The organism is Salinivibrio sp. PR6 (genome assembly GCF_001995955.1).
GTDB classification, from domain to species: Bacteria; Pseudomonadota; Gammaproteobacteria; order Enterobacterales; family Vibrionaceae; genus Salinivibrio; species Salinivibrio siamensis.
On sequence record NZ_MUFA01000009.1, the window covers coordinates 58,708 to 74,381 of the forward strand.

Annotated in this window: 15 protein-coding genes; 8 read left to right on the plus strand and 7 right to left on the minus strand. The window is 53.0% G+C overall.

Going from position 1 to position 15,674, the window contains the following annotated elements:
- Positions 1 to 10: 10 nt before the first annotated feature.
- From BZG72_RS09610 to BZG72_RS09620, 3 genes are read right to left on the minus strand one after another with little or no spacing between them, the layout of a single operon-like run.
- Entirely contained in the window at positions 11 to 982 is a 972-nt protein-coding gene (locus tag BZG72_RS09610) for an L-threonylcarbamoyladenylate synthase (protein WP_077666649.1), read from the minus strand.
- An 8-nt stretch (positions 983 to 990) separates the two neighbouring features.
- Positions 991 to 3,438 carry a DUF2309 domain-containing protein gene (locus tag BZG72_RS09615; protein ID WP_077666650.1) on the minus strand — a complete coding sequence of 816 codons (2,448 nt, stop codon included), beginning with the start codon at positions 3,436 to 3,438 and terminating at the stop codon, positions 991 to 993.
- On the minus strand, positions 3,438 to 4,805 hold the full coding sequence (locus BZG72_RS09620; protein WP_077666651.1) for an NADH-quinone oxidoreductase subunit L: 1,368 nt from the start codon (positions 4,803 to 4,805) through the stop codon (positions 3,438 to 3,440). Before BZG72_RS09620 ends, BZG72_RS09615 begins: the two co-directional genes overlap by 1 nt.
- 99 nt (positions 4,806 to 4,904) lie before the next feature.
- Here BZG72_RS09620 and BZG72_RS09625 point away from each other — a divergent pair, with 99 nt between their 5' ends.
- Positions 4,905 to 5,837, plus strand: a complete 933-nt coding sequence (locus BZG72_RS09625) for a LysR family transcriptional regulator (protein WP_046075806.1) — start codon at positions 4,905 to 4,907, stop codon at positions 5,835 to 5,837.
- On the opposite strand, the gene BZG72_RS09630 is transcribed toward BZG72_RS09625, so the two are convergent.
- Together BZG72_RS09630 and BZG72_RS09635 are read right to left on the minus strand one after the other, a co-directional pair.
- Complete coding sequence (locus BZG72_RS09630) at positions 5,773 to 5,934, minus strand: DUF2256 domain-containing protein (RefSeq protein ID WP_074214700.1); 162 nt, start codon at positions 5,932 to 5,934, stop codon at positions 5,773 to 5,775. The genes BZG72_RS09625 and BZG72_RS09630 overlap by 65 nt on opposite strands.
- The gene (locus BZG72_RS09635) at positions 5,924 to 7,498 is read right to left on the minus strand and encodes an FAD-binding domain-containing protein (RefSeq protein ID WP_077666652.1); all 1,575 of its coding nucleotides are present in this window, start codon (positions 7,496 to 7,498) and stop codon (positions 5,924 to 5,926) included. The genes BZG72_RS09630 and BZG72_RS09635 overlap by 11 nt, the downstream gene beginning before the upstream one ends.
- Before the next feature lie 239 nt (positions 7,499 to 7,737).
- Between BZG72_RS09635 and BZG72_RS09640 the strand changes: the two genes are divergently transcribed.
- From BZG72_RS09640 to BZG72_RS09655, 4 genes are all read left to right on the plus strand, one after another.
- Positions 7,738 to 8,517, plus strand: a complete 780-nt coding sequence (locus BZG72_RS09640; RefSeq protein WP_077666653.1) for an ABC transporter ATP-binding protein — start codon at positions 7,738 to 7,740, stop codon at positions 8,515 to 8,517.
- Positions 8,514 to 9,377, plus strand: a complete 864-nt coding sequence (locus BZG72_RS09645; RefSeq protein WP_077666654.1) for an iron-siderophore ABC transporter substrate-binding protein — start codon at positions 8,514 to 8,516, stop codon at positions 9,375 to 9,377. Before BZG72_RS09640 ends, BZG72_RS09645 begins: the two co-directional genes overlap by 4 nt.
- On the plus strand, positions 9,374 to 11,341 hold the full coding sequence (gene fhuB / locus BZG72_RS09650; RefSeq protein ID WP_077666655.1) for a Fe(3+)-hydroxamate ABC transporter permease FhuB: 1,968 nt from the start codon (positions 9,374 to 9,376) through the stop codon (positions 11,339 to 11,341). Before BZG72_RS09645 ends, fhuB begins: the two co-directional genes overlap by 4 nt.
- Before the next feature lie 87 nt (positions 11,342 to 11,428).
- On the plus strand, positions 11,429 to 12,163 hold the full coding sequence (locus BZG72_RS09655) for an SDR family NAD(P)-dependent oxidoreductase (protein WP_077666656.1): 735 nt from the start codon (positions 11,429 to 11,431) through the stop codon (positions 12,161 to 12,163).
- 18 nt (positions 12,164 to 12,181) lie between these two features.
- Here BZG72_RS09655 and BZG72_RS09660 read toward each other — a convergent pair whose 3' ends face one another.
- Positions 12,182 to 12,487: a DUF6482 family protein gene (locus BZG72_RS09660; RefSeq protein WP_077666657.1), complete on the minus strand. Its 306-nt coding sequence runs from the start codon at positions 12,485 to 12,487 to the stop codon at positions 12,182 to 12,184.
- Positions 12,488 to 12,708: 221 nt separating this feature from the next.
- Between BZG72_RS09660 and phhA the strand changes: the two genes are divergently transcribed.
- Both phhA and BZG72_RS09670 read left to right on the plus strand, forming a co-directional pair.
- Positions 12,709 to 13,581, plus strand: coding sequence for a phenylalanine 4-monooxygenase (gene phhA / locus BZG72_RS09665; protein WP_077579115.1), 873 nt, complete (start codon positions 12,709 to 12,711; stop codon positions 13,579 to 13,581).
- Complete coding sequence (locus tag BZG72_RS09670; protein ID WP_046075811.1) at positions 13,574 to 13,915, plus strand: 4a-hydroxytetrahydrobiopterin dehydratase; 342 nt, start codon at positions 13,574 to 13,576, stop codon at positions 13,913 to 13,915. The genes phhA and BZG72_RS09670 overlap by 8 nt, the downstream gene beginning before the upstream one ends.
- Before the next feature lie 178 nt (positions 13,916 to 14,093).
- On the opposite strand, the gene BZG72_RS09675 is transcribed toward BZG72_RS09670, so the two are convergent.
- Positions 14,094 to 14,282 carry an ATPase gene (locus BZG72_RS09675; protein WP_046075812.1) on the minus strand — a complete coding sequence of 63 codons (189 nt, stop codon included), beginning with the start codon at positions 14,280 to 14,282 and terminating at the stop codon, positions 14,094 to 14,096.
- Positions 14,283 to 14,464: 182 nt separating this feature from the next.
- On the opposite strand from BZG72_RS09675, the gene BZG72_RS09680 reads away from it, so the two are divergent.
- Positions 14,465 to 15,673 carry an EAL and HDOD domain-containing protein gene (locus BZG72_RS09680; RefSeq protein WP_077666658.1) on the plus strand — a complete coding sequence of 403 codons (1,209 nt, stop codon included), beginning with the start codon at positions 14,465 to 14,467 and terminating at the stop codon, positions 15,671 to 15,673.
- The last annotated feature ends 1 nt before the right edge of the window (position 15,674 follow it).

Sequence of the window (15,674 nt, forward strand, 5' to 3'; positions counted from 1 at the left end):
GCGTCAAAAACTAGCTAACGGCGCGGCGTAGGCGATCATGCACCGCAAGCCACACTTCACCATGAGGAGGCTGGGCGAGCCAGATCTCATCGACGCCGAGTTGGTCGGCTTGGGCAAGTTGGTGATATAACGCTTGCCCGTAGCGTGCAGCGTCATCCGGCATGGCAATACAGACCAGATCATCCCGTGCTGGGGCATCGCCAAAGTGAAGCAAGGCCGCTCGTTTTTCAGGATGGGGCGCAGGGAGATCAGACAAGTCTGCCGCCACCATCTGTAACCGGGTGTTGGGTTGGTAATGGCTTCCCACATTGCCGGGCACCACGGTGTCGTGCTGCTCAGGGGCTTCGACTGTTTCACCCAGCACGGCGCTCAGCTCGCTGGCGGTGATTGGACCGGCGCGAAGTACGCGGAATGGACGCTTAGTAAGATCGACAATGGTCGACTCCAGCCCATGTTGGCAAGGGCCGCCATCAATCACCGCAGCGATCTTTCCGCCTAAACCATGCATCACTTGCTCCGCCGTGGTGGGGCTGAGCTTTTTATACGGGTTCGCAGACGGGGCGGCAACAGCAAGCTGATGGGTGGCGAGCAAGTCTAACAACACAGGTTGCGCGGGCACGCGAAGTCCAATGGTATCCAATCCACCCGTGACCACTGGTGAAATATGCTCGGCACGTGGCAACAGCAGTGTCATCGGCCCTGGCCAGAAGGCATTCGCCAGCTTATATGCTTCATCCGGAATTTGCGTTGCCCACTCGGTAATCGATGCGACGTCACCGAGATGCACAATCAAAGGGTGGTTCGCGGGTCGACCCTTGGCGGTAAAAATACCCGCGACGGCGTCTGGATTGCTGGCATCCGCTGCCAAACCGTACACGGTTTCTGTGGGCACCGCGACTTGTTCGCCGGCTTTCAGCAGCTCGGCGGCTTGTGTTAGATCCGTTGAACACTGCGCTGAGAGAAGTTGCGTTTTCAACGACATGCTCCGTTTTATTTTGCTACGTTCAGGTGATACCACTGACCCGAGCGATCGCGTTGCCATACTGCACCCTGCGCATCAATTTGCATCAAGTACAGCCAGCCGTGATTCGCCAGCGCGGCTATATCGTCATGGCGTGCAAGTATACTATCAATTGCCTCCCGAGGGGCAGCGATAAATACGCTTAATCGCACTGGCTGGTGGCGATATCGACGACCATCGTGCACGGATTGATGCGATAAGCCAATTCGTAAGTCGCCACCATTCCCTTCAAACACCCCAATGTGCCCACCCACGATGTTGTGGAGCAGCTTGTTTCCGCTGCCGAATTTTTCCGGTGCGGTGACAGAAGCAAAGTACTGCAGATTGATCCAATTGGTCACCACCATGGGCGCGGTGAGTATGGTTTCAAGCTGGCTAAAGTCACGGTCTTTGTGCATGTCGTAGTCGTGTAAAAAGCTGCGACCTTGCAAATTAACCTGTCGAGACAGGGTGCGCGGGCCCACGATTAACGCCGCGTTGTCACACAGTCCCCACTCAGGACGCATTTGTGCCCAGTCTTTGGCCCGTGTAGCAAAGAATCGTTTGAGCTTAGATGGCTGGGTTGGTGTTTGATCAAACTGGTTGGCGCGGGTTGCACGTGCTTGCTCGCTTGCGTCGGCTAGCCAAGTTTGCCACTCGGTATGCTCGGGGGCGTGAAAGACATCCAGTGCGTCGGTGGTGGTGTTGTGCATGGCGGCATAAAAACGGGTACTGACGGGAATCGTCACGCCTTGCTGTGCCATGGCATCACGTACGTCGGCATCGTTAAGAAGCTGTGCAAGTACGCGGACATTTACCTCGCCGGTTTGTCCGCCGCAGGCACCACAGTCAAGCCCTGCTGCATGAGGGTTGTTACAGGTTTCACTGCCATGACCCACCAACAAGACGGCATCGGCCAGTTGATCAGCAATGCCCATTGCCCGCAAGATACCAGCGCCTAGCTCCGCCTTTTCTTTTGCGCTTAACGGTGTATTGTCACGGGTGAGCGCCCAATCACTGTCAGTATGGCTGAGTCGATTTAACGGGTTCTCGGTGCCAGAAATGCGCAATGCGCGTTTTAGCAAGCTCACTAGCTTTAACATGCCACCGGCTTCGACCATGCCTAAATTGGCAGCGGGCGCATCAAGGCTGCGCTGCCAGCCGAGCTTGGTCATTCGCAACCAGCGTTCGGGGGTAGCATGAGTTTGTGAGGCGGTGACCGCTGGCGCCAGTAAGCCGGGCAGTTGTGGGCGATGAATATGGCTATCAGTGGGCTGATAGGCAATCGGCAAGCCAAAAAAGCCAGCAAAGCCAAGGGTTTGAATCCGTTCAGATTGCGCTTCTAACGCGCGACGCATCGGCTCAGAGCGCACATCGATACAAAATACAGCCTGAAGCGTGGGGGAGGTGTCGAGCGTGTCGACACTGGCCTGCGCAGATAGGGCGTGTGCCCAAGGGCGCTGCTGACTGATTTCCAGCGCTTGTTGCCAAATCCACAGGGGCGCGAGCTGTTGCTGTGCTTGGTGATACCAATGGCGCACATTCACCGCTTGATGGTGCATGGACTGACGAATGCTTGCCCACGCTGCGTCACGATGTTTAGCAAGCCAGCGTGCCAGCACTGTATCCCACGCGAGTAAAATCGCGAATAGGCCCATGCCATGATCTTGTTGTTCACTGTCACTGAGCTGTTGCTGCCAATCTAACCAAGCCTGCCAGCTTGCCCAACCCGATAAACCGTGCATAAGCGCGTGGCAATAGGCCAAGTTACCGTCTTGGTCGTGAAGAGTCGGTTGCCAAAAGTCGGCCACTTCAGCGATCAATGCTCCGATTTGGGTGGGTAGTGCGGCGAAATCGGCAAGTAAATCCACGCCAGTGAGGGTTTTAATGCCTTTATCTTGGCTCACCACATCCAACCAGCATTGATAAAGGTGCTCACCGCCTTGGCCTTGAGCATCAAAGCGCTGTGGGTATTGGTGATAGAGCGCGAGAAACTGGCTCACTTGCTGCTGGATTTCTTGCTGCCACGATAAGCCTTCTTGTGCTTCTCGAGTGCGGTCACACAACTCAGCCAGTGGTTTCCAACGCGGGAGGTCACTGCTATGACTACGCAGCGCACGCAGGCAATCACTTACCGTCAATGCGCTGCCAGAGGTTGAAATGGCCTCGGCAAGGTGTGCCTCACTAATGGGCGATTGCCAATGTGACAGATAGTACGCCGACGACATTAACGGACAATGGCCGCTTAACACTGCTTGTTCGGCAAAAACTTGCTCAATGGGGGTAAAGCGTTGCGGCCACCATGGGTTCACCGCAATCATTTGATCCAACGGCCAGCTTGGCGCAATCGCGGCGACCGCTTGCTGTGTGGCATCGCGAAAATCGCTCACATCGAGGGACTCAGGGTATGCAGATACATTGGGCGTTTTCGCAATCATTAACGCGTCTCCTTATGCGGTTGCCAGTGGGTCGTTTGTAGTTGGATTAAAGAAGCACTTGGCCACCATTTGAGTGTTAGGCGCGTCGCCCATTCATCAAGGTAAGCGCCGGCGTTCAGCCAAATAAATAGGCGATTCACCCACGCTTTGTGAGGCCAGTATTGGACCGCCAGTGACAGAGCAAACAGCGCGATAAACAGCACCAGCGCAAAGGCATCGGCAAATAAGTAGGTGGCATTACCGCCCGCGACAAACACAATCAAGCTATGTTTAATGGCGGCGTAGAGTCCGAGCAGGCCAAGCGCAAACACGCTACTGAGCAGCACGCGTGTCGGGCGGGCAGCGCCTGGGCGCGTAAAGGCTGGTAATAGCAGCATGGTCATCGCCATCCACAGCAACCAGCCGGCGGCCAAGCTATTTAAAATACCGACACTTAGATGCACGGCGACAATCAAACCGCCTGCGGTGGCCATCGCGGCAAGCCAATGGCAGCGACGCGGGATTGAGGCATCAGCCAGTTGGGTGGCAAGCCAATGATTCACGCCATTGCCGCTGTTGAGGAAAGAGAATGCCTTGTAGAAAGAGTGCGCCAGTAGGTGCAGCAGTGCCAACTCGTAAAGACCTAGGGCGATTTCGACTAACATCAGCCCCATTTGTGCGACGGTCGACCACGCCAGTTTTACCTTGATGCTCACGCGTGTCAGGCTCACCAGCCCAGCCACCAGTGTACTGACGCCCGCGATAACCAGCAGTGCCAAGCTGGCACTGGGGCTCGCCGCGAGCACTGGCGCGAACAGCATCAATAAGATCCCGCCAAGGTTCACAATGCCAGCATGCAACAAGGCAGAGACAGGTGTTGGCGCTTCCACCACTTGAATGAGCCAGCCGTGCAAGGGTAATTGAGCGCACTTGATAATCGCCACGCCCACCAACATAAAGGCGGCAATGCCTACAGTCAGCGTATGAGGTTGCTGGCTGACTTGAAACATCAATTGGTCAATCTGCGCGGTTTGGTAGTGGAAAAACAACAGTAAAAATGCGCCACCGAGTAGCAATTCGCTAAAGCGGGCGAGCAGCATTTTTTTGTGAGCCGCGAGTTGGGCGCGAGGCCGATGCGGATAGAAAAGAATTAAGCGACCCAATGAGAGGCTAACCGCCACCCAGGCGAGCCAAAACAGCAACAGGTGATTGCTGACTAAAACCAACAAGACTGCCGACAAGGTGAGCAGTAAAGAGGAAAGAAAACGGTGTTTGTCGGCTTCACCTGCAAACGCAGTGGCACTGTATCGCCAGATAACACCGCCAAGAAGAGCAACCAGTGCGAGCAGCACCAGTTTGAGCGGGGTGACGAGAAATAGGGATAACATGACTTACCTCACAGCAATAGTTATGAGATACATTGTGAAAACTTACTACAGTTAAGTAAAATACATAATAAATCATTTTTCATTCTGTTTTAGAGAACGATGAGCCGACTTAACTACCATCATTTGTATTATTTCTGGCAGGTGGCGCGTCACGGCAACCTGACCCAGACCGCCCGTCAGCTGCATATTTCGCAGTCGGCGCTGTCGTCGCAAATCAAGCAGCTTGAACAGGCGATGCAGGTGCAATTGTTTGAGCGCCAAGGTCGTACATTGACGTTGACCGAAAGTGGCTATCAAGCGATGAACTATGCCGAAGAGATATTCCGACAGGGGGAAGAGCTTGAGCAGTTGCTATCCAGCGGCGGGGCGCTGTCCAGTGCCACGATTCGCATTGGCACCTTATCCACCATGTCGCGAAATTTTATCGAGCAGTTCATTCAGCCTTTGGTCAATCAACGGGAGTGCCGTTATGTGTTGCAGTCGATGGATCAAACCGGCTTGCTCCATGCGCTGTCTGATCACCAGTTAGATTTGGCGCTAACCAATATTGCGGTGCGGGGCACCAATAAACAAATTTGGCAGTATCAGCAATTGGCTCGCCAGCCGGTAGCCGTGATTGGCTGGCCGGGTAAAGCCTTGTCGCCGACCTTAGACGCCAGCTACCAGCACCAAGCGTGGGTGTTACCTTATGGCGATAACCCGATTCGCTCGGGGTTTGATGCCATCTCTGCGCAGTATCAACTCAAGCCTTACATCATGGCAGAAGCCAATGATATGGCGATGCTACGCCTGTTAACCCGAGACAATGACGCGTTGGCGGTAATGCCCGAAGTGGTGGTTCGCGATGAGCTAGATAGTGGCATGCTCACCCGCTATGCTTTACTGCCGAGTGTGTATGAGCCGTTTTATGCGGTATCGATTAAACGTCAGTGGGTGCATCCGCAACTTAGCTCGTTGCTAGAAGCGTTTAGATCTTCGCCGCTCGCGCATGGCGACGACCTTCGCGACGGCAACGGTCAGAGCAATACCTAACTTCGTCCCAACAGCGCGCCCACTTTTTACGCCACGTAAACGGGCGTTCGCACGTCAAACATACCTTGCTGGGAAGATGTGGCTTTTTATGCGCCATCTTGGTTGCCTCCAGTAGACTGAGTGGCAGGTGAACGTGATTTTTGAGTGCGCTTGTCTGCGTGCTCAGGGCTATTTGTTCGCTCAGGGCTATTAGTTGGCTCAGGGCTGCTTGGACGCACATGGGTGGCGAGGATCCGTGCTTTCTCGATACGAACGGCGTCTTGTTGACGAAACGACCATAAAATATCTCGCGCACGTTTGCCGGTTTGTTCGATATCGACAATGGGTTTCGGGTAGTCTTCGCCAAGCACCACACCGTACATCATCGCTTCCATGTCGGTCATTTGCCATGGGGTGTGGATCAAACTGTCGGGCAAGGGAGAAAGCTCGGGTAACCATTCACGAATAAATGCTCCCTCGGGATCTTGCTCCTGCGATTGTTTCACCGGGTTATAAATACGCAAGGTATTGGCGCCTGTCACGCCCGCTTGCATTTGAAATTGGGGGTAATGAATACCGGGCTCAAAATCGAGAAATAACTGCGCGAGGTGATGCACACCGCGGCGCCAATCAATCAACAAATGGTGGGTTAAAAAGCTGACCAGCATCGCCCGCATACGAAAGTTGATATAGCCAGTGGCGTGTAAGCAACGCATACAAGCATCGACGAGCGGATAACCGGTATGACCTTGTTGCCATGCGCGCAGGTGCGCATCGCTCTGCGGACCGTTTGCGTACTCAAAATGTAAGTAGCCTCGATTGACGGGCCGATGCTCCATGTGGTGCTCGCTTTCAAATTTCTGCATAAAATGACAGTGCCAATGCAAACGCGACACCATGGCTACCAGCGCACGCCGCCAACCCTTTTTTTGCCAATGAAGGAGGGTGATTTGATACATCTCGCGCAAGCTGATATTACCCCATGCAAGATAGGGCGACAGTCGCGTACAGCTTTTGCGGCTGGCGAGTGGTTTAGAGATGTGGCGCTGATAGGTTTGCCCGCGCTCGCGGAAAAAAGATTGCAAGGTTTTATACGCCCAACTCGGCCCGCCGGGTTGAAAGCGTGGCGCGGGCGAATCCCAGTTATGGTGACCGAGCGAAGGTAGCGTGAGTGATGCGTTTAGCCAGCGCGCTTGTTGCCAATCCGGTTCGGCAAGGGGAGCGCGCATCACCTTTTGCCATTCAGCGTCCCAATCAACCCGATTTTTAGCGCCGCGGATCACGGCTCCAGTGGGGGATTCATGCCACGGGATCTGATGGGTCTCCAGCCATTTCGCCACCGCTTTATCACGAGAAAACGTCGCGTCGACGCCAATTTCTTGATGGCTGTACACCGCACCAATGGTCTGTTGTCGGTGGATAGCGTCGAATACTGAGAGCGCCTCTCCTTGGCAAATGGTGACGTGACCGCCCAGTGGTGCGAGCTGTTGATTAAGATCGTACAGCGATTGCCAGACAAATCGCCAATGGCGCTCACTATGGTGCGGATCGTTAAGCAGCAGTGGCTCAAACAGGTACAGGATCACCAAGGGGCGCCCCGCTGCAATGGCGGCTTGTAATGGGGCATGATCCCGCAGGCGTAAATCGCGTTTTAGCCACACAAGGCTGATGGGCGCGGACATAGGGCTCTCGACAGTTGTTACAACAATTTATATTTACCCATGGGCGATACGAGGCTGAATGACGCTTGGATCCCTGATGGTGGCTTGGTTGAGGTCTAATTTCTCTCATTAACAAGCGCTAAGCACACAAAGCGAAATCAAAATGGTTTGCATTTGCCTTTTAAGCATCGGAAAATTACCGCTCTTAGAGATAACGGGCAAGTGCTACGCGCTTGTGTTTGCAATAGTAGGATCGAGATATGTTAGAGGCAAAGGACGTTGCGTTTGCCGTCAACGGAAAAGTGTTACTCGATAAGGTGAGCTTGTCGTTTACGCCCGGAAAAATCTGTGCGTTGGTCGGGCATAATGGCTCGGGTAAGTCGACGTTGATAAAGCTGTTAGCGCAGCAACAAGCAACCAGCAGCGGGCAGATCGCATTAGACCAAAAGCCCTTATCAAAATGGTCGGAAAAAGCCTTTGCGCGCGAGGTGGCGTATTTGCCACAGCATTTACCGGCAACCGATAACTTAACTGGGTATGAGTTGGTCAGTTTTGGTCGCTATCCTTGGCATGGCTTGCTGGGGCGGTTGACCAAAGCCGATCACCAAGCGATTAACGAGGCAATGGCGCTCACTGGCACCCAAGATTATGCCGATCGCTTGGTCGATACCTTATCGGGGGGCGAGCGCCAACGGTTGTGGATTGCGATGCTGCTGGCACAGCAAACGCGTTACTTACTGCTCGATGAGCCGCTATCTGCACTGGATGTCGCCCACCAAGTCGAAGTGATGACCTTGGTGCGCAAACTCAGTCGAGAGTTGGATAAGTCCATCATTATCGTGGTGCACGACATTAATATGGCGGCACGTTTTTGTGATGAAATTGTCGCGCTGCACAGCGGACAAGTCCTGACTCAAGGCGCGGTCAGCGATGTGTTTCAAGAGTCGGCCCTCAAATCGATTTATGGCATTGAAATGCCGATTGCCGATCATACCGCCGGCTATGCGGTTGCTATGCCGGGGGAGTTATCGCCGGTATGATCAAGTCCTCTTTTCTGACGCTTGTGGTCTGGCTGACTGCGGCCATGATGTCAGCGAGCGTCAGCGCGTCACCTCGTATTCTCTCGCTGGATTGGACCCAAACTGAAACCTTGTTGGCGCTAGGCATTACTCCAGTCGCGGTCGCGCAAAAGGCAGATTACAATTCGTGGGTGAAAGCCCCGCCCATTCCAGAAAACACCGTCGATATTGGGCTTCGCACCCAGCCGAACATGGAGCGTTTGGCCGAGCTTCACCCCGATAAAATTCTAATTTCACCCATTTTTAAGGCGATGAAGCCCAAGCTAAGCACCATTGCGCCGGTGAGCTCGATTCCTCTGTATGAAAGTGGCTTAAGCTGGACGTCGCTCAAAACTGTGACGCGGCAAATTGCGCGCGAGGCTAACCGTCCGGAGGCCGGTGAAACCTTGATTGCCAACGCGAAACAGCAATTAGCGAGCTTGCGCGATACCATTCCCGGCGAACAGCCACCGCTTCTGATGATTCAATTTCTTGACGCCAACCATGTGCGGGTGTTTGGGACGAACAGCTTGTATCACGCAGCCATCAGTGAATTGGGGCTCAACAACGCGTGGCAAAACACCACTAACAGTTGGGGGTTTAGCATGGTCTCCACCCGCGAGCTGCTTGACCTTGATGCGCAGCTGGTGATTGTGCGCCCGCTCCCTGCGGGCGTCGAGCAAACTCTTCAGACCAATATGTTTTGGCAATATTTGGTTAAACGCACGGGGCATACGCCATTGATGATTGATCCGGTATGGAGCTTTGGCGCGATTCCGTCGGCGTTACGTTTTGCCCGCCTTGTGACCGCAGCATTGATCGAGCAAGGAGGGCAGGCATGAAACTGAACCTGTTATGGGTGCCTTTGGCGTTACTGGCGGCATTGTTGAGCCTCGCCTCCACTCAGTTGGGGCAGTGGAATGTGAATGCATCCATGCTCTGGCAGTCGCTGTGGTCGCTGGATGACAGCGCGTCGATTGGGGTGGTGATGCATTTAACCTGGTGGCCACGCTTGGTCACCGCATTGTTGGCAGGGGCGTGTTTGGGGCTGGCCGGTACCTTGATGCAACAAGTGTTGCGCAACCCCTTGGCCTCGCCCTCGACGCTGGGGGTGGCGAATGGTGCCAGCTTGGCGCTGATGCTAGCTACGCTTTATGCCCCTTGGCTACTGACTTGGTCGAGCGCGATGGTGGCGATGTCTGGCGGAGTGCTGACCATGCTGGTGGTGTTTGCGCTGGCATGGCGACGCGGTCTATCGCCCACCGTGGTGGTGATCGCGGGTTTGATTTTAAACCTCTACTGCGGCGCGCTCAGCACTGTGCTGCTGTTGATGAATCAAGAAGCGCTACACGGCATGATGGTGTGGGGCGCGGGCTCGATGGTGCAAACCGACTGGCACAGTGTGCAAGCCTTATTGCCACGTGTTGGATTGGCGGTCGTGTTGATCCTTGCTCTATTAAAACCGCTCAACGTCCTGAGCCTTTCAGATGAAGGAGCAAAAAGCTTAGGCGTATCACTGGCTAAAATCCGTGTGATTGCACTGGGACTATCGGTACTTCTGACCGCATGGGTAGTTAGCTTAATTGGCGTGATTGGCTTTGTCGGTCTAGCCGCGCCCGCGATTGCGCGCTTATGTGGCGCTCGCAAGCTCATCACCCGATTGAGCCTAGCGATGATTTTAGGCGCCTTGATGTTGGCAGCCACCGATTTGGCTGTCCAACTGTTACCGGGCCGCCGGGCAATGATGGTGCCCACGGGCGCCGCCACGGCAGCGTTGGGTGCGCCGCTATTATTGTGGCTGTTGCCACGTGTATCGCTGGGCAATCGTCAACGCCAACAGATGCAATCGGGATCGCCCGCACCGCGTCAGGATTGGCCACTAGGCCGAACGTTGATGTTACTGGTGTTGGGTGTGGTGATTTTTGCCACTGTATCGCGTCAAAGTGAGGGCTGGCAGTGGCTGGCGCTCAGCGGCGATTGGTCTTTGTTGGAATGGCGCTTGCCAAGGTTGCTGGCCGCGGCATTGGCGGGTGGTGTGATTGCTGTTGCGGGTGCCGTGCTTCAGCGTTTGAGTGCCAACCCGATGGCGAGCCCTGAAGTGATGGGGATCAGTGCTGGTACGGCGCTGGGACTGATTGTCACCATTTTTGCTGGCATGGGCACATCTATGCTGAGCTTATATGTCGGCGGTTTAATCGGTGCTGGTGCGACCTTGGCGTTGATTGTGCTGCTTAATCGCAAAACCGGCTTCCAGCCAGAAAAGGTGTTGCTCACAGGGGGGGCCATAGCCGCTCTGATGCAAGCGGTACAAAGCTTTTTGATGGCGGGTGGCGACCCTCGCGCGTATCAAGTGCTCGCGTGGATTTCAGGCTCAACCTACTATGTGACTGACAGTACGGTGACCACACTGGCCTTGGTTGCCGCGCTACTGGTGGCGCTGGGATTAATGTGCCAGCGGTGGCTCGATATTTTGCCGCTCGGTGGCGAAACTGCTCAATCACTGGGGGTTAAGGTAGGGCGTGCCCGCATGCTGTTGCTGGCCCTCGTCGCGGTCATGACCGTCAGTGCTACTTTGGTGGTGGGGCCGCTCAGTTTTGTCGGCTTGATGGCGCCACATATTGCGCGTAGCTGGGGAGCGAAAAATGCTCGGGCGCATATGATCACCGCCGGATTGATTGGCATGGGATTGATGCTGTTTGCTGATTGGCTCGGACGACAATGGTTATATCCGCAAGAAATGCCAGCTGGGATCATTGCTTCCTTGATTGGCGGGCTCTACCTAATGGTTGTGCTACGTAAGCTATAGTTTTAACACACGGTGATCGACAGGATCGCCTCATCCCTAACTAAAGAGATGCAGTTTGCATCTCTTTTTGTTTGAGGAGCCAAGAGAATGAACAGTGATTCCATGCAGCGTGTGGCGGTTGTCGGCGCAGGTGGCGCGATTGGTGAAGCCTTTTGCCGCGCGTTGCTCGACAAGCCATCCATTCAGCAAGTCTTCGCCCTAGGGCGTCACCCCGAGCCACTTGCCGAAATAAGTGAAAAGGTGGTGCCTGTGGCGGTAAACATTTGCGATGAAGCATCAATCCAAGCAGCGGCCGAGCACATCGACGACAACAGCTTAGATGCGGTGATCATTGCCTCGGGAGTGTTGCATGATGATGCGCTCAGCCCAGAAAAGCGGCTCGCGGCGTGCAGCAGTGAGGCCATGCATCAGCTCTTTGACGTCAACGCCGTCGCGCCGCTGCTATTGAGCAAGCACCTCGCGCCCAAATTGAAACGCAACGCCGAGGCGAAGCTTGCCATTTTGTCGGCGCGCGTGGGCAGTATCAGTGATAACCGTGCGGGCGGTTGGTACGCCTATCGTGCAAGTAAAGCGGCGGTGAACATGCTGATCAAATGCATGAGCATTGAGCTTGGCCGTCAAGACAAGTCATTAACCGTGGTCGGTCTGCATCCGGGGACGGTCGATAGCCATTTATCCGCGCCATTCCAAGCCAATGTTAAGCCCGGTAAGTTATTCAGCCCAGCCCAATCGGCTGGCTATTTGTTGTCGGTGTTGGATGGCCTCGACAGTCGTCATACGGGTCGATTGTTTGCGTGGGACGGGGAAGAAATTGCCCCGTAGGTTGGGGGCATTGTTGGGTTATTTCCAATGCAATGGCTGCTCTAGAGTCGACAAAGGCTTTTCCGTGCCAAGCCCTATCATTTCATCATATGCCGTGTCAGTGACTAGCACGTACTGCGCGGCGTCAACCCATTCAAAATCATCTTTCACCGCCAGCAAGCTGCGAGATAAATAGGGTTTATCGCCTTGATAAATAAGCTTTTGCTCTACCGTATCGCCGTGACGCAAAAACGCAATGGCTTGATATAGCATGCCATCAATGCCACGGATCTGAATCTTGTCAATGTTGTCGTAATTTATCAGTTCGCTCAGTTGTAAATTCATCACTCGTCCTTGCAGTCAGGTCTTTTCAAGATACTACGAGCCATGCAAGCGCGCGGATCCCTCAAAGGTGAAGCATTGCCCGTAGTGACAGCCTTTCGGATATGCAATGTAAAATAAATGTTACGCAAAGGTAAAATTAAAACCGCGGTGAGGAGATGATTTTCTCTGCAAAGTCGACGTAACCTGTGAGTAACGGAGACATTGCGTAAGGCTAAGGGCCGCTGTTTACGCGCGATTTTTACGCCAGACAACGACACAAGGCGGTGAACGTGAAACAGAGTAAATACGAATCCAAACCAGTTGATGAGCTGGGTCGTGTAGCCTGGTCGGCACAAGAAAACGATGTATGGCGCCAGCTAGTTACACGGCAGCTTGCATGTATCAAAGATAAAGCGTGTCAGGAGTATCTCGACGGGTTGAGGATGCTGGATTTGCCGCATGACACGGTACCACAGATCCCAGATGTGAATGCCGTGTTAATGCGAGAAACGGGCTGGCAAGTGGCCCCTGTGCCTGCATTGATTGATTTCGACCATTTTTTCGCCTTGCTGGCGGATAAGAAATTCCCTGCGGCGACCTTTTTGCGCACCAAAGACGATTTCGATTACTTGCAAGAGCCGGATTACTTTCACGAGATTTTTGGTCACTGTGCGATGCTGACTCACCCAGCGTTCGCGGAGTTTACCCATATGTACGGCCAGCTCGGTAAGCAAGCCACGCCTAAAGAGCGCGTTTATCTTGCACGCTTATATTGGTTTACGGTCGAGTTTGGTTTGCTCAGTGACTCGCAAGGCAATCGCAGTATTTATGGCGGCGGGATCTTGTCTTCGCCGGCGGAGACTGAGTACGCCTTTAATAGCGACAAAGCGGTGCGTAAGCCTTTAGAAGTGATAGATGTCATGCGCACGCCATACCGGATTGACATCATGCAACCCATTTACTTTACCATTGAGTCGATTGACGATTTATTTGCCATCAGTCAACGTGATTTGATTGCTGATGTGCATCAAGCGATGGAACTGGGCCTTCATGCGCCTTTATTTCCGCCCAAACCGAAAAAGACAGAACAGCAAAAGGAAACGCAACATGTCTGAACTAACTGAGTTGAAATGTGAAGCCTGCGATATTGATGCCCCTTTGGTCAGTGCTGAGGAAATGCCAGCGCTGCTTAAAGACATTCCGCAGTGGCGCAAAGTAACACGAGATGGGATTGATCAGCTCGAACGTGAGTTCACCTTCCGCAACTTTAAGTTGGCGTGGGCATTTGCCAACCAAGTGGCTGAGCTGGCTGAGCAAGAAGGACACCATCCCGCTATCTTACTAGAGTGGGGTAAAGTGACCGTGACGTGGTGGTCGCATAAGATTAAAGGCCTGCACAAAAATGATTTTATTTGTGCGGCGAAAACCGACGGCATTGCCCCTGAGTAAACCAAAAAAAAGCCCCGAGTTTGAGCTCGGGGCGGATCAGTGTCGATAATCTTCTGTCTATCCTAGCCACGCAAGTGTCAACCCTGCGCCGCTCATGCCTTTCATTATCATCTCTCGGCATCTCTACGTAGAATAAGATAGATTTAAAAGGTGACGCGGTCACGTTTTCGTGTTGTTCTTACTCTTCTTCGTCGCTTGTGTCTTTTTGCTTAACGGCAAAATACTGCGCGAGAATTTCGTCAGTGAGCTCACCTTTCTCCTCAAGGGCTTTGAGTTTTGCCACAATCGCTTTTTGTTCGTCGAGTGATGGCAAGGTGTCCGGCTCATGCTCGGGCGCGTCATCGGCAAGTTGATTCAAAACATCCATAAATATACCTCGTGATATGCTTAGCGCAGAGCCTAGCAAAAATCGTGATTTTGCCCAAGCAAAAGACGAGCACGTCCCAAGTAGTTGGACTTAACACACTCAGTTATATCAAAAAAAAGGCGCCATAAGTCATACCTTTGGTCTACGTTTGTAGTAAGGGATTGTTTTAAGGAGAGTGAGTTGTGAGTGAAATTTTTTTTTCGTGCCAGCCCATCTTTGACGAAGCGCAGAACCAATGGGGCAATGAGCTTCTGTTTAGGGAAGGTCAAGAAAACAAGTTTCCTTCAATTGATGAAGATACGGCGACATCGCGCATTCTCAGCGCCAATTTTCTATCAGGGAAAGAACTCGATGATAGCTTGCGATACGTGGTGAGCTTTTCGGAGGCGGCACTGCTTGATGAGATCCCCTTTTCTATTCCAGTAAAATCTTTGGTGATCTGTGTCACTGCAAAGTGCAATGCGACGCCAATGCTAGTGAAGCAACTGGAGTCTTACCGGAAAGCAGGCTTTACCATTTTAGGAGAGAGTGATGTCTTCTCGAGCCGCTGGCAAAGGCATCTGGACTTATTCGATGTGGTGCGGGTCAGTATGGCAACAGAAAGCTTGAACGAGTGGACCGCAGCGATTTCGGACTATGCCCAGACGCGTTTTATGGCAAGTAAAGTGGAGAGCAACGAAGAGTTTGTTTTGGCTAAACAGCTTGGGTTTAGCTTGTTTCAAGGATACTTTTTCGAACAACCTCAAATTAAAAGTCATAGCGATGTGGCACCCTCAGTAATCAGTTTACTGGATGCGTGTATCGTGATTAATCGCAGCCCTCATGATATAGATGAAATCACAGAGGTTATCTCTCGCGATGTCTCGTTGCTCTACAAAGTCGTCACAAGTGCCAATATCTTAGCGAAGTCAAAAAAGAAAGCGATCACTAATCCCAAACAAGCGGTGGTGTACTTGGGGTTAGAGTCATTGCGGCGACTGATTTCTCTGCTGATTATGTCTAACATGAATCACCAAGAATGCTCACACTTGCAGAATGCGGCCATTCTTCGGGCCATTTTTATGCAGCAAGCAGCCCCATTAATGAACGACTTGGACCCTGATGAAGCTTTCTTGGTGGGCGCTTTTTCACTCCTGGACGCGATGTTAGGTGTTCCAATGGAGGATGTCGTAGAGCAACTTGCCCTAAACCAACAGGCAAAACAAGCATTACTATCACGTGCAGGTCCTTATGGTGACCTTTTGGAACTATGTAAACATATTGAGCATGCGAATTGGGATTGGGTTGGGTCACTGTGTGAAAAAATGTCGCTAAGAGAGCGCGCGGTTTTAAAAGCGTTTGATAAAGCCCGATACCAAACCCAAACCCTGGCGGCGACAATGCAGGTGTGAT

Excerpts from the sequence above, each read along its gene's own strand:
- BZG72_RS09610 (WP_077666649.1), bottom strand. The coding sequence starts at position 982 with ATGTCGTTGAAAACGCAACTTCTCTCAGCGCAGTGTTCAACGGATCTA.
- BZG72_RS09615 (WP_077666650.1), bottom strand. The coding sequence starts at position 3,438 with ATGATTGCGAAAACGCCCAATGTATCTGCATACCCTGAGTCCCTCGAT.
- BZG72_RS09620 (WP_077666651.1), bottom strand. The coding sequence starts at position 4,805 with ATGTTATCCCTATTTCTCGTCACCCCGCTCAAACTGGTGCTGCTCGCA.
- BZG72_RS09625 (WP_046075806.1), top strand. The coding sequence starts at position 4,905 with ATGAGCCGACTTAACTACCATCATTTGTATTATTTCTGGCAGGTGGCG.
- BZG72_RS09630 (WP_074214700.1), bottom strand. The coding sequence starts at position 5,934 with ATGGCGCATAAAAAGCCACATCTTCCCAGCAAGGTATGTTTGACGTGC.
- BZG72_RS09635 (WP_077666652.1), bottom strand. The coding sequence starts at position 7,498 with ATGTCCGCGCCCATCAGCCTTGTGTGGCTAAAACGCGATTTACGCCTG.
- BZG72_RS09640 (WP_077666653.1), top strand. The coding sequence starts at position 7,738 with ATGTTAGAGGCAAAGGACGTTGCGTTTGCCGTCAACGGAAAAGTGTTA.
- BZG72_RS09645 (WP_077666654.1), top strand. The coding sequence starts at position 8,514 with ATGATCAAGTCCTCTTTTCTGACGCTTGTGGTCTGGCTGACTGCGGCC.
- fhuB (WP_077666655.1), top strand. The coding sequence starts at position 9,374 with ATGAAACTGAACCTGTTATGGGTGCCTTTGGCGTTACTGGCGGCATTG.
- BZG72_RS09655 (WP_077666656.1), top strand. The coding sequence starts at position 11,429 with ATGAACAGTGATTCCATGCAGCGTGTGGCGGTTGTCGGCGCAGGTGGC.
- BZG72_RS09660 (WP_077666657.1), bottom strand. The coding sequence starts at position 12,487 with ATGAATTTACAACTGAGCGAACTGATAAATTACGACAACATTGACAAG.
- BZG72_RS09670 (WP_046075811.1), top strand. The coding sequence starts at position 13,574 with ATGTCTGAACTAACTGAGTTGAAATGTGAAGCCTGCGATATTGATGCC.
- BZG72_RS09675 (WP_046075812.1), bottom strand. The coding sequence starts at position 14,282 with ATGGATGTTTTGAATCAACTTGCCGATGACGCGCCCGAGCATGAGCCG.